This window comes from Streptomyces sp. B1I3, assembly GCF_030816615.1.
Classification (GTDB): Bacteria; Actinomycetota; Actinomycetes; order Streptomycetales; family Streptomycetaceae; genus Streptomyces.
Window position 1 is genome coordinate 7,327,467 of sequence record NZ_JAUSYD010000001.1, and the last position, 15,594, is coordinate 7,343,060.

Consider the following 15,594-nt stretch of genomic DNA (forward strand, 5'->3'; position numbering starts at 1 on the left):
ATGCTGTTGACGCATCCGGGGGCGCGTGACGTCGTTCTCCAGAACCCGGTCGGGTCCTGGAGAACGACGTTGTCGCATGGGTGCGGGCACCGCTTCGCCGCGCTGGACGGCCCGGCCGGGTGCTGGGCTGGGTCGCCGCGTCGAAGGTGTCCGACCGGTGCGCGTGTACGGGCATGGTCGAGTGCTCCGTCTACGTCCGTCCCGACGCCCGCGGCTGGAACGTCGCCTCTGCCCGAGCTGGTCGTCCCGACGGAGGCGGCGGGGATCTGGACGATCCGGTCCGGGATCTTCCCCGAGAACGCCGCCAGCCTCGTCGTCCAGGCGCGGGCCGGGTTCAGGGGGATCGGCACCCATGAGTGGATCGGTCGGCACCGAGGTGTATGGCGGAACGTGGTGTTCGTCGAGCACCGCAGCACGACTGTGGTGTAACCGGTCTGCTCCCGGGGCCAGACGAGGGGGCGGTCTCGGTCCTGGGTGACGGCCGAGCTGTCCTCGGCGGTGTGGTTCCACAGCGCGCGGGAGATCCGCAGGTCTTCCTCGGGCAGCTCCAAGTCGCCGTGGACGTGGACGGTGCTGGTGTCCCAGGGGCGACGCCCGTCGCGGCGGAAGGTGAGCATGATGCCGAGCGCGGAGGATTCCTCGGCCCTGCTGGTTCGTGAGGTCACCTCGTGGTGGCCAGTGCTGGGCGGCCGTGCGGTCCTCTGTGGCCGGCACGGGCTGGAGGGGAGGGCCGATATCGGAGAGCAGGCCCAGAGGAGCTCCCGGCGCTGGGTGTACGGGAGCCCGCGGGTGTCCCCGATCTCCCCGATCGAGGGTCGGGATGATGCAGGACGTCCCAACAGGGGGTGCTGGGAGGTCAGGGTCCGGGCCCGGGGTTGGTGATGATGCTGCTTGGACTGCACGGCGCCGAAGTCGAGGCAGGCGCCACGCCATACGACGGCTTCGCCGTCCAGGACGGTGGCCGGGCCGAGCTCCATCCTGCCAGGGCCAGGTCCATCCAGTTCGAGGTGACGACCCTCCCGGACCGCGCGTACGGAATCACCGAGTCGTTCGTCCGGCGCATGATCACCTGTGACCGTCGTTCTCCAGACTTTGCCGTGGCTCATGAGACACGGGCCCGTCGAAACGGCCGTGGGCGTCTCATCTCTGGCTGTCGGGCGTGGGATACGGCCAAACAGACCCGCGGCCAGCTTCTCACCTTCCGTTGTCACTTACCGTTACCGGCCACAAGTTGACGCTCGCCGTGGAGGTCCCCATGCTGATGGGAGGGGCCGTGTAAGGGGCCGTAGTCGTGAGTGGTGGGCAGAGTGAGCTTCCCCGGCTGCTGACGGCAGCGGAGTCGGCGGCGCCGGTGGAAGCCGTCGACGTGATCGCGGAGGACCTGCGGCGGCGGTTCGGGGCCAGGCGGGTCTCTTTCCTCATTGTGGACCTGACGGGGAAAGCGGTGGCCCGGCTGTATACCGCCGGTGCCGCGGAGGGCGGGCGGGAGGCGGAGCGGATCCCTTTGTCGGGAAGCGTCTACGAGGAAGTGGTCCGTACCCAGCGGCTGTATCAGGAAGCGGTGGGCCAGGGACAGCGTGTGATCGTGCCGGTCACCAACCGGGGGGACGCGATCGGGCTGCTGGAACTGCTCCTGCCGGCCGTCCCCGGTGAGGACGTCCTTGACGCGGTCGGGGAAGTGGCGCACATCCTGGCCTACATCGTGATCGCCAACGGCCGCTTCACCGACCTCTACACCTGGGGCAAACGCTCCGTCCCCCCTACCTTGGCGGCAGAGATCCAGTACCAGCTGCTGCCCCCGTCGCTGTCGTGCGAGGCCGCACAGTTCACTCTGTGCGGGAATCTGGAGCCCTCCGAAAACCTCAGCGGCGACACCTTCGACTACACCCTGGACCGCGACACCCTGCACCTGTCGGTGACCGACCCCATGGGCCACGACATCGACGCCGCCCTGGCCGCCACGGTCTTGGTGGGCGCCCTGCGCGGCGCCCGCCGCGCAGGGGCCGGCCTGGCCGAGCAGGCCCAACGGGCCGATCAGGCACTGGCCGCCCACGGACGCGGACACGCCACCGGCCAGCTGCTACGTATCAACCTCCACAGCGGGCGGGCCCAGCTCGTCAACGCCGGACACCCCTGGCCACTACGCATGCGCGAGGGGACTGCGGAGACGATCACCTGTGAGGTGGACCATCCCTTCGGGCTGGCCGTATCCACCACCTCCCACCCCTACCGCATTCAAGACATCGATCTGCGCCCCGGTGACCGTCTGCTCATGCTCACCGACGGCATGCTCGAACGTCATGGGGAAAAAGTCGACCTGCCCGCCCTGCTGAAGCGCACCCGGGGTCTGCATCCGCGGGAGGCCGCGCTGACGCTGACGTCCGCAGTCCGGGACGTCGCCGGCGGTCGGCTCGAGGACGACGCCACCGTGATGTGCCTGGACTGGCACGGCCCCCAGGAGACCCATCGGCACGTCAGCTCCGGGGCGGACACTCAGCAAGCATCAGACGGTCGCATGAGGCATTAGCCGTCCCCAGGCGCTCTTCTGAACGGTGTCAGACGGCCAGTGAGTAGCTCTCGCGCCTTGCTTTGCCCCTGGATACGTGGGTCCTCACACTTCCCCGGTCCCGACGGGCGAATCTGAGAATTGTCCGAATGAGACATCGCGACGTGTTCGGAGAACCGTCGAACTTGGGCTCGAACCAGTGCCTCGGCCCGGTGGGCAGCGCGGGGACGGCCTTGGCCAGCGCGATATCGAAGGGCTCCACACCTCCGACACTGCGCCGTCCACGGGTCGCAGGCACCCTGGGGCCGCCATCCGGACGGCGGCCCCAGGGTGCTGACTCTCGTTTCACTGTGCTGGGCATTCTCACGCGGCGCCCGCCGTCGTCTCCCCACGTGCTGAGGAAGCACTGCTCAGATCCCCGGACGCCAGAGCGAGAACGTGCTCAGGCGATGAAGCGGAAGCCAGCACCCGGGAGCGGCCGGGCTCTCGTACGGTGGGGCCATGGGCAGCCCTCCGTCGTCGGACCTCCCGTCACCCGATGCGGCGCCACGCGTCGACGTGGCCCTCCCGGACGGGCAGCAGTTCTCTGGGGAGGATAGTTGTGGCGCGAGGCGAGTTAGAAGTCATCTCAACTGGTTGGGTAGGCTGCTGGCCATGGTGGGGATTGTTGAACGGCTGGTGCCGGATGGCAAGCGTGATGAACGGGCGGTGCATGTGCCTACCGTGACCGAGGAGAGGGCCTTGCGCCCTGTGGCGCGCGGTATGTCACTCGTGCGAGTAGGCGGCGCGCATTTCGCCCAGGGGCGAGCATCCGTCCGCCGGCCTTCAGGCCAGAACCACCAGGTGTACCCAGACGGTGGGGCAGATTGCTCGCCGTACCGATTGCGGACACTCAGACGCCCAGCAATCTAGCGAATTGCGTGCCTGCAATGCAGCCCACACATTTCATCAATGAGCTTCTTCAGCGTTGCCCCTCCAGCGTAAGGATGCCTTGGCGATTGACGTCATGCCGTTGGGGCTGCATCGGGACCTGCGGAAGATTCGCCAGGACTGCAGCCTCGCGACGCCGCGTTCAACGGGCGCTCGGGCTGCGGCCAGTGCCTGAGTGCGAGACTTTTCGGTGGGGGTGAGTTCCTGCAGGGGTCTGCGTTTGATGCCGGTGGTCAGCCATGGGCCGGCGCCCTGGTAAGCGAGGTCGGCCAGGATGGGAACGCCTTGGCGCTCGCAGATGCGGATGATCCGGTGGGTGCGGGCGGCGGTCAGGTCGTGGGTGCGGCCCGGCAGGGCGGTGAGAGCCACAGCAACTGGCTGCCGGGTCGGTGACGACCTGCACGTTCACGCCGTGGCGCCGGTGTTTGTGGGAGTAGTTGGCCCGGCCGTCGCCGACCCTGTCGCACTCGGCGAGGGTGCCGTCGAGTAGGACGAACTCGGGTTCGTGCTCGCGCAGCGTCTTCAGCAGGCCCGGTGCACGCTCTGCGAGCAGGTCGACGACCGAGCTGGTGTAGGCGTGGGCGGTCGACTCGCTGATCCCGAACCCGGCTGCGATCTTCGCGGACGATGAGCATGGTGACCCACTCCACGAGCGCAACGACCTGCAGCTGACCGGCATGCCCCGCAAGAATCTCAGCGACCTCACCGACACATCCCCGCGCTTGAACAGCACCGCGAACAGGTCCGCCAAGCCGCCCGTGGCGGCCCACGCCGCGTCGCCCCGGCCGCCGGCCGCAAACCCGCACTCATCCCCGCCCTCAAGATGCTGGTCACCATCCTCTACCTGCGGAAACACTCGCTTCAGGAGTTTCTCGGCCAGCTGTTCAACACTACTGCCATGACCATCAGCCGTGCAGTGAAAGACGTCCGCCCGCTCCTGGAAGCTAACGGTGTCTGTCTCCCGCCTCAACAGCCCGGTTCCGCACGCCAGACGATGTCGCCCGGTTCCTCAACCCTGACGAAACCACCAACGTGATGATTCCCGGCAACGGTATTCAATGCTTGCGACCGGCCGGATCGCCTTCGCTGAAGCGTCGGCGGGCAAGCCGATCCGGGACTAGGCACTGTTTCTTGGATCATGATTCACCATCTGGCACCCGACCCCCTTTGGATCATGAGGGATCCGTGCAGCACAAGGTTCCTGTGCCGAAACGTTAGCTCTGGCGGATTTTCGCCAACTTGTGCGCCCTGACCTGACTTTCAATAATGGCGCGCAGACCCTCGACATTGTCTGCTTCCATACTCAAGGAGGTAATCCATGCCTTCTCGCCGACCCAGTCCGGGGGAAGCCTGTGCTTAGGCCACTTCTTCACCAGGTCTTGAGCAAGTTGCAACCCTTCCTCTGCCAGCTCCCTATCCCCACTCGCCGACGGGATGAGGATGCTGTCTTCAACCTCCTCTACTGCGGGGGGCCAGCCCATACCGTGCTGGGCTATCGCGGAAGCGCGCAGTTCAGTGACGACCTCTCCGACGGTAGGCGGAGCATCGACACTCAATCGCGCCTGGCCGGCGAGGCGCCGGGCGGCGTCCAGATATGCCTCCGCATGGTCGGTAAACCTGATGGATTCCTGCATCTTCGAGCTTGACGCCAAGCGTTGACCAAGGGCCAGAGAGATGACTGGGAACGGCCGCGTCAATGCGTGAATGTGCACGGTCGGGAAATAGGCATCACCCGAAGTGGAACGATCAAGAGTGATTCCCTGAACCAAGGGCCCAACCCTGCGCAACAGCCGCAAAGGGCGCCAGATGTCGAAGCCGTCGAAGGCGCGGGCCCAATCCGCCGTTACTTGCTTGGCTGTCGCCGCATCCGTTTTCATCGTCGCCCTACCTCTACGGTGATCACCCTGTGGTGCAGAAATCTACCTCCGTTGCATGCACAGGCCGGAGCAGGCCGTGGTTCTCGGCTCATGCTCGAAGCCAGACCATGAGTGCCGCGAAGGTGACGGTGCCGAGGTAGATGTAAGCGCGTTTCTCATAGCGGGTGGCGACGGCGCGGTACCCCTTGAGGCGGTTGATGGTGCGTTCGACGGTGTTGCGCTTCTTGTAGCGCTCGCTGTCGAAACCGGTGGGTCGACCGCCTCCGGAACCTCGATTCTTGCGGTGTCTTTGCTGGTCTCGGCGTTCGGGGATGGTGTGCGGGATGCCGCGTCGTCGCAGGTAGCGACGGTTTCTGCGGGACGTGTAGGCCTTGTCCGCCAGGACATGGTCGGGGCGGGTGCGAGGCCGGCCGACTCCTGTTCGGGGCACTGATATCTGCTCCAGGACCCGCTCGAGCTGGGGCCCGTCACCGTAGTGTCCGGGTGTCAGGACGAGGCCGAGGGGCCGGCATCGCCCGTCGGCGACGAGGTGAATCTTGGTGGTGAATCCGCCGCGGGAACGTCCCAGGCATTCGCCGAGCTGACCACCTCCTCCAGACGGGCGGCCAGTTTCAGTAGTACCGGATCGACCTGGTTCGTCCCCCGCACGGCCCCCTTTTGAGGAATGGCAGCCGGAGGCACCTTTCTCGCACCGGCGGCGTGCTGGTGGGCCCGCGCGGATGTGGAGTCCACCGATACCTCCCAGTCGATCCCTCCTGCCGCGTCCTCGGATGCCTGGATACGGGACAGCAGCATCTGCCAAGTTCCATCGGCTGACCAGCGACGATGTCGCTTATAGACCGTCTCCCACGGTCCGAACCGCGTTGGCAGATCCCGCCACTGCACACCGGTCCGCACTCGATGAGAATCCCGTTGATTACCCGACGATGGTCACTCCACCGACCACCACGCGCACCACCAGGAGGTAAGAACGGTTCCAGACGATCCCACTCTGCATTCGTCAGATCCCCACGACCCATCCAGCCAGCCTGGCGCCAACAGCCCACCCACGTCAGGAGATCCGAGAAACAGTGCCTAGGTCAATCGATGCCGGAAGAAGTCGACTGTCCTCTCCAGTGCTTGCTGCGCGGCCCGAGGCGACCCGAGCCACATGTGGTCGGCGTCCTCATAGACCTGCAGCTCGACGTCGGCACCTGTTTCACGCAGAGCGCTGTGAAGACGCTCGCTCTGCTTGAGCGGGACGAACCGGACGGCGGCGTCGTGCACCAACAGGAACGGCGGTGCGGTCGCGGAGACGTGTGCGGCTGGGCTGGCCTGCTCTGCCACGGCCGGAACCGTACATGGCGGGGCTCGTCGGCGCTGAGCAGCACGGTGACGAGCGTGTCGTACAGCTGGGAGCGCTCGCCCTCGCCGTCCTTGAGAAAGTAGGGCTCGGGAGCTCCGGGGAGAACTCCGCTCCAGCTCGGCTTCTGCCCGGGCCGCAAAAGTCCGAACGTCATTGTCTGCTCCTCACTGGACTATTGCATGAACCAGCCGGCGAGAAAGGCGTGAACGTTAAAAGGGGCGGCGGCATGGCCGCAGAAGGCCCTCAAGGGAATCCCTTCCACCCCGGCCGGTTTCGGCGAGCATAGGACCACTTCACGGAGGCCAAAATGTCGTCTTCTTCACGCTCGTTAACCGTTACTACATGGACCGGTGCGCGGCCCGCCGTGTACGGCCTTCAGGTTCAGGGAAGCGAGATGTGGTCAGCCGCAGCGTGCGCCTTCACCGTCTCGATCGCCAGTTCCTCGAAGGCCTTCATCGCGGCGGTCGGGGGGGTTGCGCGTCGTACCAGGCAGCACGTCAGGTCATAGGTGTCGACGATCGGAATGAACCGGACATCTGGTCTCGGGTACGTTACGACTGCACTCGCCCCCACGATGTGAACGGCGAGTCCTGCTGCGCAGAGGTCCAGAACCTCCTCCATCGAGGAGGCCCTCGGCCCATACCGGGGCACAAAATCGTCGGCGTGCGGGATCCCGCTCCACAGCGCCTGATCGGTGGCGGAGCCGACCGCTACGAAGCATTCGGCGCTGATTTCCTCCAGTTTCAGTTCCGTGCGCTCGGCAAAAGGATGGCTGCTGCTGACCAGCAGCACTCGGCTCTCCCTCCACAGCGGCACGGACTCGAACCCGGATAGAGAGAGCTCGCCGATGATCGGCGCCAGTGCCGCATCGATCCGGCCCCCTCGCAGAGCTTTTAGCTCTTCACCGAAGGGGAACCGTTCGACCTGGACCTGAAGGTCAGTCAACTGCCGTACGGCCGCGGCGAGGATCCGTGAACCCGTCAGGGTGAGGATTGGCGCTCCGATGCGGAAAGTCGCGCGGCCGGTCCCGTAATCGGCTCTCCAAGCCTCGATGTCCTCCAGCGCGAGCACGGCCCTGCGGGCCATGGGAAGGAGCTGGGCACCGGCCGGAGTCAGGTCCACCTGCCGCGAGGTCCGCAGAAACAGGTCGATCCTCAGCCGGCGCTCAAGCGAGGAGATCTGCTGGCTGAGGGCCGAGGGGGTGATGACCAACCGCTCGGCCGCACGGGTGAAATGACGTTCCTCGGCGACCGCCAGGAAGTAACGGAGCTGCTGAATGGTGAGGTCCACGTCGACCTTCCCTTGATGCATTCCCGCGGTGATCCATCATGCTCACGGGCTGGAATGTTAAGCGTACCTTAACGAGAGTAAGCCAGATCCTGATGGACTGGCTGGTTGTCAAGCGCTGACACTGTGTCCGTCATCATCTTCTCTCACCCCGGGAGTGCAACATGTATCCGTTCAAGGCACAGCTGTCTACGACTCTGGTGCGCAATGAGTGGTATGTCGTCGCAACCGGCTCCGAGCTTGGCGAGAAGCCGGTCGCACGGACCATTCTCGGCCGTCCCGTCGTGATCTTCCGCGATGGGGAGGGCAAGGCCGTGATGCTGCATGGCCTGTGTCCTCACCGGAACTATCCTCTGGGCGACGGCGAAAGCCAGGTCGTGGACGGCCAGATCCAGTGCGGCTACCACGGGATCCGCTTCGACGGCACGGGCACCTGCACCTTCGTCCCGGGGTCACCCAAGCCCTCCCGGTTCCTCAGCGTCACCGCCTACCCCGTCGTGGAACAAGCCGGGTGGGTGTGGGCCTGGACCGGTGACCCCGAGCTGGCGGACCCGTCGAAGCTCCCGGCCCTGGACCGGCCCGAACTCTACGACCCCTCCTGGGACCACCGACTGGACTGCTACTACGAGGTCATCCAGGGGCGCTACATGCTGCTGTTGGAGAACCTGATGGACCTCTCACACCTGAGCTACCTGCACGGTGACGTCGTGCAGGATGTCAGCATCGCCGATCGTCGCCTCGACGTCGAGGAGGACGAACATTCCCTGCGCGCCATCCGCCGCATGGACAATGCGCCGATCGGGTTCATGGAGGCGACCCTCTACAAAGCGGAGCCCGGCAGCGGAACCTATTACTACGACAACCAGTCCGAGTACTTCAGCCCTTCCCTCATCGTGACCGGCAACCGACTGCCCGAAGGGTCGCCCGAAGGGTTCGGCAGCAACTTCTTCATCCACGCCGTGACGCCGGAGACGGAGAACACGACGCACTACTGGGTACAGGAGTCACGCGACTTCCGGGTCGGGGACCGGGAGCTGGACGAGTTCTTCATAGGGGCGAACCAGATCATCCCGGTCCAGGACAAGGCCGCGCTGGAGTTCATCGAGTCGACGCCCGAGAGTGCCAAGTGGGCGGAGCGGGCACAGCAGTTCGACCGGGCCGCCCTGCGTATGCGCGCCAAGATCGAGGAGCGGCTGGTCGAGGAGCAGGCGGTCTCTGCGACAGCCGCCGACCAGGCCCCCGCGACAGTCTGACGCCCGTGAGGGTCCATTGACGCGCACCTCTTCACCGCAGGATGAGGAGGGACGCAGGAGTAGAGGAGGTCTCCTTGCGAGACGAAGCGACCGAGACCGAGTTGACCGTGCGCGTGGCCGACCGGACGATCGAGGCGGACGACGTCGTCGTCCTCGAACTGGAGGACCCTCAGGGCGGACCGCTGCCCCAGTGGGAGCCGGGAGCCCACATCGACCTGCGATTGCCCGGTGGTCTGATACGGCAGTACTCGCTGTGTGGCGATCCTGAAGCTCCCACCTGGAGAATCGCCGTCCTGCGCGTACCCGAAGGCCGGGGCGGGTCCGCTCGCGTCCACGACGAGTTGCAAGCAGGCGCTCTGATCCAGGTGCGCGGCCCGCGCAATCGGTTCCCGCTGGTTCCCGCCGAACGGTATGTGTTCATCGCTGGAGGGATCGGCGTCACTCCGATCCTCCCCATGGTCGCCGCAGCGGAGCGGGCCGGCGCGAAATGGGAACTGCACTACGGCGGCCGCTCCAGGACGTCGATGGCATTCCTGTCCGATCTCGAAGCGTTCGGCGATCTCGTGACCGCCTATCCCGAGGACGAGGTCGGGCTCATCGACCTCGATCACGTTCTCGATGTAGCCGGTGCCGGCGTGAGCGTGTACTCCTGCGGACCGGCGCCCCTGCTCGAGGCGCTGGGGACACGTTGTGCCGAACGCAAGGACGTCACGCTGCGCACCGAGCGGTTCACTGCCCGCCAACTCGGCGATACACCGTCGGCGCAGTCATTCGAGGTCGAACTGGTTGTCAGTGGGATGACGGTGACGGTACCGCCAGACCGCTCCATCCTCGAGGTGGTGGAAGACGCCGGCGTCGAGGTGCTCTACTCCTGCCAGGAGGGCACGTGCGGTACCTGCGAGACGGCGGTCATCCAGGGAGAAATCGACCACCGTGACTCTCTGCTCACTCCCGAGGAACGGGCGAGTAACGAGACCATGCTTATCTGTGTCTCACGCGCGGCCTGCCCGCGTCTCGTACTTGAACTCTGAAGAGCCCTCCCCGCACAGGACGAGACAGTGTCGATCTCGATCCCTGACGTTCAGCCTCTCATCGCGCACCGGAGGAACATCTAAAAGGTGTTGCAAAAGGCCGTGAACTGGGCATCTCCGTTGTTTGGCTGGGGTGTTGAGGGCCGATCGGGTGTGGGTGGAGACGTTCACGGGGTTGCGGGTCGATCAGTTAGGCCGGCTGCTGCGGGCGGTCCGGGAACGTGGTGGCGAGGGCTGCGGATGGGGGCGGCCGCTCCCTGCGAGTGATCGCCAGGGGAGAGCCTGGCCGGTCGACGGTCGACGGTCGACGGTCCGGCGCGCCCGGGGCGCCCGGGGCGCCGGCGTCTTCGCGTTCAGCGGAGACCGCGCTTCGCGCGTTCCGCGTCGATCAGCTCCTCCATGAGCTTCCCCGCATCCACCTTGCACGCGGTGTCATCGAGGGCGTCGTAGTCATGGGTGCTCAGCGGCAGGCCGAACTCGGCTATTTCGGTGACCAGTTGCGAGAACGCGGTGCGTTCGTCGGGCTCATCCTGGTAGCTTGCCCGCTCGGCCGCGACCCCCTCGGCCAGAGTCACACCTACCAGGCTCCAGAAGGTGAACTCCGTGTCCAGCTCTATGAGACGCCAGGCGCGATCCGCCGCTTCGTCGGGATGCAGCCAGTAGCCGATCCACCCCTTTCCGCCCTTCGCCACGAGCTTGACGTACGTGGCCATCTCCGCGGCTGCGGCGTTCACGGCCTGCATTTCCGGGTCCGCGCGTTCCTCTTCACTCAGATAGCTGGTGTCCAGGAGCGGGTGCACTTCTCCCGCCTCGAAGAACTCGAGGTCGAGAAGGTGGGTGAAGTGGGTGTGCCCCTGCCACTGCGCCACCAACAGCACGCGCAGATCGTCGGGTATCGGGCGACCGCCCAGCCGCTCGCGAGAGAACTCGGCGAGCCGTTCGTCGTACATGGGCACTCTCCGAAGGTCGAAACAAGATCCACGTCAACGTTACAGCGGTGCCGGCAAGAGGCTGGTATGCGGCGGCTGTCGCCGCATCCTCCTGATCCGTGTGCCAGGACGGGCTCCAGGTCGCGTCCGCGGGAGTCCGTCGATCGCGAGGTCACGAAGAGGGTGACGGGGGCTCTGGAAAGGTGAGGCACCGGGCCGGTTCCGGGGCGGATCCATCACAGAGACCTATACCGGCCTGTGCCCGGCCAGACCGCCGCGATGTCGGTCCGGCTGCTCCTCACGATCGCCGCCGCCGTCCGCCGCACCGCCCAGAAACACCACCACGGCCGCGAACAGGACCTGGGGGAGGAGGCCGGGAAGCTCGCCGAGTAGGTCCGCGACGTCGTGCCCGCCCCCGTCCGAACCTGAACGCATCCCGACAAGGCGGCCGCTGGCGGGCGGTACCGGCCTGCCGGACCACGTCCGACAATGCTGGCCGTACGCGCACCGAGGCACCGACCGTGGGCGGGCCTGCTGCGCACCACGGTTCCCGAGGGGTTGGTCCGGGAACCGACGCGTTAGTGGCGCGGGTGGACTACTCGACGGGCAACCTGATGCTCGCGGGGACCGACTTCGACATCGCCGGGGTCGGACAGAGCCTCCAGCTCGCGCGCACCTACAACTCCTTGGACGCCCCGGCCGGGGCGGGTGCCCGGCAGAGGGCGTATCCGGGCACCACCGCGATCGTTGAAAGGATCATGACGAACTCAGGACGCGCACTCGCCATGGTGTCCTTGGTCGCGGCCCTCTTCGTGTTCACGATCCCAGCCCAGGCCGCCACGCCCTCCGACGCGGAGCTGCTTCAGCCTCTTGGCGAGAATGCCGAGGGTCTCAGCCGGATCGCGTTCTTGGACGGCAACACTGCGGTCATGCCCGGCAAGGTCGTCGGGGTGGACTACAAGTAGGGCTGCGGCTGCGGGGTTCTCGGGCCATGTCCGCCGTTGCAGTCTCTGGTTCGACGGTGGGGGCTGCCTGGTGAGGCCTTCACGCCGCACGTCCACACCCGCAGTGATGCGGACGTGCGGGTTTAGGGCCGTCTCTGTAGGCGTCAGCCGGCGACCGTGCCGAAGAGGTGGTTGGCAGGTGCGTTTGGGTCGTTGCCGTAGAAGAACTCGGTGAGTGCCTGGTGGAATTCGGTGCGGTTCAGCGCTCCGGAGCCGTCCCGGTCCAGAGCGGTGAAGACGGCGGCGCAGTCCTCGCTGGGAACGGCGGCGACGGAGTCGAACATCTGCTGGAACTCGGCCTGGTCGATCGTGCCGTCCGCGTTGAGGTCGACGAGGTCGAAGAAGCAGTTGGTCACCGGCTCGATCTGCTGCGGGTAGAGGGCGGGGTCGGTCAGGGCCCGCTTGAACCCTTCGGTCATCTCCCGCAGATCGATCTTCCCGTCGCCGTCCTGGTCCATCGGGGCGATCACGTTGGTCCAGAACCCGTCGAGCCCTTCGGTGAGCTGGCGGGCGGTCGCGGAGTCCGGCGCAGTGTTACGGGCGGCGATGTACCGCTCGCTCATCATGCGGACGTCCCGCTGGGTGATGAATCCGTCGCCGTCGACGTCGGCGCCCCTGAACCACTGGGCGTACTTGAGGTCTTGAAGTGCAGTCATGAATGCGCACCGTAATCATGTCATTACACAAGCGCAAACAGCAGGCGATCGCCTCTCGGCGGCCCGGGCCGGTCTGCTACGCGCTTGACGAGGGCGGATGTGGAAACGTGCCCGAGAAGGCAGGGGGTCTTCGTGTCAGTGTTCGAGGTGTGGTGATGTGAAAGCGAGCACGTCAGGAAGGGCCTCGCCGTACAGCTCGACGTCGACCAGGGCGCTGAGGGCACTGGGGCCCTGGGACAGGTGTGAGCACGCCCGGTCGGCTGTGAGGGCGTTCGGATTGCCGTGGCGGTCCAGGGTTCCGCTCATGCCCGGCTGGACCGGGTCCCACCACGCTCCTGTGGACAGTTGCACGACGCCTGGCATGACGTCGTCCGACAGGACTGCGCCTGCCAGGCAGCTTCCCCGGTCGTTGTGGACGCGGACGATCATGCCGTTCTCGATGCCGCGCGACGCGGCGTCAAGCGGGTTGAGCGTCACGGGCTCACGGCCACGGATCTTTGAGCTGAGGCTGTGGCCGCCGTTGTCGTACTGGCTGTGCAGGCGTGAGGCGGGCTGGTTCGAGATCAGGTGCAGCGGGAACCGGTCCGCCAGACCGGCACCGAGCCACTCGGCTGGTTCCAACCACGTCGGATGCCCCGGACAGTCGTCATAACCATACGAGTCGATCTCTTGGGAGAAGATCTCGATTCGACCCGAGGGCGTCGGCAGGGGGAAGCTCTGCGGATCTGCGCGGAGCGCCTCGAAGCTCCCGGGAAACGGTCCGGTCAGCGCCGGCAGCTGGGCGGTGGAGCTGCGCCAGAAGTTGTCGAAGCCCGGCAGGGCGGCGTCGTCGCCGAGTTCGGCCCTCGTCTGCTCGTAGAGGTGTCGGACCCATTCGATCTCGGAGCGCGACTGAGTGAACTCCTGCTCGTATCCGAGCCGGGAGGCCAGGGCGGCGAAGATCTGGTGGTCGGTGCGCGACTCGCCCTCCGGTTCGCGGACCTTCGGCATCGCGACGAGGTGGGGGTCGGAGAATCCGGCGGCGAAGTCGTCGCGCTCCAAGGTGGTGGCGACGGGAAGGACGATGTCTGCGAACTTGGCTGTGGTGTTCCACCAGGCTTCGTGGACCACCACCGTGTCAGGGGTCTGCCATGCGCGGGTCAACCGGTGCAGGTCCTGGTGGTGGTGGAACGGGTTGCCTCCGCACCAGTAGACCAGGCGGAGTTCGGGCAGCGTGAGGCGACGGCCGTCGTAGTCGATGGTCTTGCCCGGGTGCAGCAGGGTGTCGGCGATCCTCGCGACCGGTATGAAGTCCGGAACGGGATTGCGGACCTTGGGTACTGCGGCCACGGAGGGGCGGCCTGGAGCCACGCCGGTCGCGTCCATCGTCGCGTAACCCGCGCCCCAGCCGCCGCCGGGCTGGCCCATCGAGCCCGCCATGGCGGCCAGCACGACGGACATCCAGATCGGTTGTTCGCCGTGGTCTGCCCGTTGCACCGCGTAGTTGACCATGATGAGGGAACGCTGCGTGGTCAGGCGGCGGGCGAGGTCGGTGATCGTGTCGCGGCCGATGCCCGTGATCTCCGCTGCCCAGGCGGCGTCCTTGGGGACGCCGTCGAGCTCGCCGGTCAGGTAGGAGGCGAAGCGGTCGAACCCGATGCAGCACCGGCGCAGGAACTCCTCGTCGTGCCACCCGTTGACCAGCATCGTGTGGGCGATGCCGAGCATCGCGGCGGTGTCGGTGTTGGGGATGACGGGCAGCCACTGGGCGTCGAGGAAGCCGGCGGTGTCGCTGCGGATGGGGCTGACGTTCACGAACCGCACCCCGGCCTCACGGCACCGGCGCTGCAGGTCCTGCGTCTGGTGCCTGGCCAGCCCACCCGGGTTGATCTGGCTGTTCTTCAGGGCCAGCCCGCCGAACGCCACCACGAACTCGCAGTTCTCAGCGATCTCGTCCCACATCGGCATCCGGGACTGGTAGCTCCACGGATGCCCGCCGATCACATGAGGGAGGATGACCTCCAGAGCCGCAGTGCTGTACGTGTTGCGCGAGTCGGTGTATCCCCCGCCCAACGCCAGGAACCGGTGCAGCTGACTCTGTGCGTTGTGGAACGCGCCCGCACTCGCCCACCCGTAGGATCCGCCGAACACGGCGCTGTCTCCGTGCTGTGAACGCACTCGACGCAGTTCATCGCTGACCAGCGTGATCGCGTCGTCCCAGCTCACCTCCACGAAGGCGTCGACGCCTCTGGCCGTGTCGTGGGCGCGCGGCAGGCCGTTCAGCCAGCCCTTGCGCACCGCGGGGCGCAACACGCGAGCGCTGTCGTCGGCCGCTCTCACCATTCCGGGGCCGATAAGCGACGGCGCGGGATCGTCACCCCTCGGCTCAATGCGCACCAACCGACCGGAATCGACCACCGCGACAAAACTGCCCCAGTGCGTCGCAACCGACATGCGTCGTTCCACCACGCATCAACCCCATCCCTGAAGGTTCCACTGCTCTCGACAGCGGCTGTCTACGTCAAGGGCCCGCACCCCAGTCGACGGTCCGAGGGACGGAGACTTCCCCTGCGGGCTGCCACCCAACCGCGTCGGTGCGCGCGATCTGTCATGGCTGATGCTCCGGCCCATGGGGAGGTGCGCGGCGCGGGTGGTCGGTCGCTGGCGTCTGCGGGGAACCCGAGGGATGACGACGTGAGGGCGATGAAGGCCTACCCGATGGGCTCAGGGCAGGCCTTCTCGATCCGGCTTCGGTTTCACTTCTAGGGCGTGTATCGAAAGCGCTGATTGCGAGCAC

At 66.3% G+C, this 15,594-nt stretch carries 10 protein-coding genes and 5 pseudogenes; 7 read left to right on the plus strand and 8 right to left on the minus strand.

Features of this window, described 5'->3' with window-relative positions:
- Window positions 1–87: 87 nt before the first annotated feature.
- Together QFZ58_RS33285 and QFZ58_RS33290 are read left to right on the plus strand one after the other, a co-directional pair.
- A pseudogene (locus tag QFZ58_RS33285) lies at window positions 88–429 on the plus strand (N-acetyltransferase family protein); the annotation flags it as partial.
- Between the two features lie 862 nt (window positions 430–1,291).
- Window positions 1,292–2,527, plus strand: a complete 1,236-nt coding sequence (locus tag QFZ58_RS33290) for a PP2C family protein-serine/threonine phosphatase (protein ID WP_307128574.1) — start codon at window positions 1,292–1,294, stop codon at window positions 2,525–2,527.
- Window positions 2,528–3,467: 940 nt separating this feature from the next.
- Here QFZ58_RS33290 and QFZ58_RS33295 read toward each other — a convergent pair.
- From QFZ58_RS33295 to QFZ58_RS33315, 5 genes and pseudogenes are all read right to left on the minus strand, one after another.
- A pseudogene (locus tag QFZ58_RS33295) lies at window positions 3,468–4,058 on the minus strand (transposase family protein); the annotation flags it as partial.
- A gap of 592 nt (window positions 4,059–4,650) precedes the next feature.
- Window positions 4,651–5,313 carry a hypothetical protein gene (locus tag QFZ58_RS33300; protein ID WP_307128575.1) on the minus strand — a complete coding sequence of 221 codons (663 nt, stop codon included), beginning with the start codon at window positions 5,311–5,313 and terminating at the stop codon, window positions 4,651–4,653.
- An 88-nt stretch (window positions 5,314–5,401) separates the two neighbouring features.
- Window positions 5,402–6,332: pseudogene (locus QFZ58_RS33305) on the minus strand (IS5 family transposase).
- Window positions 6,333–6,387: 55 nt separating this feature from the next.
- Window positions 6,388–6,774 carry a S9 family peptidase gene (locus QFZ58_RS33310; RefSeq protein WP_307129084.1) on the minus strand — a complete coding sequence of 129 codons (387 nt, stop codon included), beginning with the start codon at window positions 6,772–6,774 and terminating at the stop codon, window positions 6,388–6,390.
- Window positions 6,775–7,039: 265 nt separating this feature from the next.
- On the minus strand, window positions 7,040–7,948 hold the full coding sequence (locus tag QFZ58_RS33315; RefSeq protein WP_307128576.1) for a LysR family transcriptional regulator: 909 nt from the start codon (window positions 7,946–7,948) through the stop codon (window positions 7,040–7,042).
- A gap of 161 nt (window positions 7,949–8,109) precedes the next feature.
- Between QFZ58_RS33315 and QFZ58_RS33320 the strand changes: the two genes are divergently transcribed.
- The 3 genes and pseudogenes from QFZ58_RS33320 to QFZ58_RS33330 all read left to right on the plus strand — a co-directional run.
- The gene (locus tag QFZ58_RS33320) at window positions 8,110–9,198 is read left to right on the plus strand and encodes an aromatic ring-hydroxylating dioxygenase subunit alpha (RefSeq protein WP_307128577.1); all 1,089 of its coding nucleotides are present in this window, start codon (window positions 8,110–8,112) and stop codon (window positions 9,196–9,198) included.
- A gap of 41 nt (window positions 9,199–9,239) precedes the next feature.
- Window positions 9,240–10,229, plus strand: a complete 990-nt coding sequence (locus QFZ58_RS33325; protein ID WP_373428635.1) for a 2Fe-2S iron-sulfur cluster-binding protein — start codon at window positions 9,240–9,242, stop codon at window positions 10,227–10,229.
- Window positions 10,230–10,353: 124 nt separating this feature from the next.
- A pseudogene (locus QFZ58_RS33330) lies at window positions 10,354–10,500 on the plus strand (IS5/IS1182 family transposase); the annotation flags it as partial.
- 82 nt (window positions 10,501–10,582) lie between these two features.
- On the opposite strand, the gene QFZ58_RS33335 reads toward QFZ58_RS33330, so the two are convergent.
- On the minus strand, window positions 10,583–11,179 hold the full coding sequence (locus tag QFZ58_RS33335; RefSeq protein ID WP_307128579.1) for a hypothetical protein: 597 nt from the start codon (window positions 11,177–11,179) through the stop codon (window positions 10,583–10,585).
- A gap of 237 nt (window positions 11,180–11,416) precedes the next feature.
- Here QFZ58_RS33335 and QFZ58_RS33340 point away from each other — a divergent pair, with 237 nt between their 5' ends.
- Together QFZ58_RS33340 and QFZ58_RS33345 are read left to right on the plus strand one after the other, a co-directional pair.
- A complete protein-coding gene (locus QFZ58_RS33340) occupies window positions 11,417–11,551 on the plus strand; it encodes a hypothetical protein (RefSeq protein ID WP_307128580.1) in 135 nt (44 codons plus the stop codon).
- 128 nt (window positions 11,552–11,679) lie between these two features.
- Window positions 11,680–11,862 (plus strand): annotated as a pseudogene (locus QFZ58_RS33345) (DUF6531 domain-containing protein); the annotation flags it as partial.
- Between the two features lie 404 nt (window positions 11,863–12,266).
- Here QFZ58_RS33345 and QFZ58_RS33350 read toward each other — a convergent pair.
- Window positions 12,267–12,818, minus strand: a complete 552-nt coding sequence (locus tag QFZ58_RS33350) for an EF-hand domain-containing protein (RefSeq protein WP_307128581.1) — start codon at window positions 12,816–12,818, stop codon at window positions 12,267–12,269.
- A 135-nt stretch (window positions 12,819–12,953) separates the two neighbouring features.
- A complete protein-coding gene (locus tag QFZ58_RS33355; RefSeq protein ID WP_307128582.1) occupies window positions 12,954–15,251 on the minus strand; it encodes a molybdopterin-dependent oxidoreductase in 2,298 nt (765 codons plus the stop codon).
- Between the last annotated feature and the right edge of the window lie 343 nt (window positions 15,252–15,594).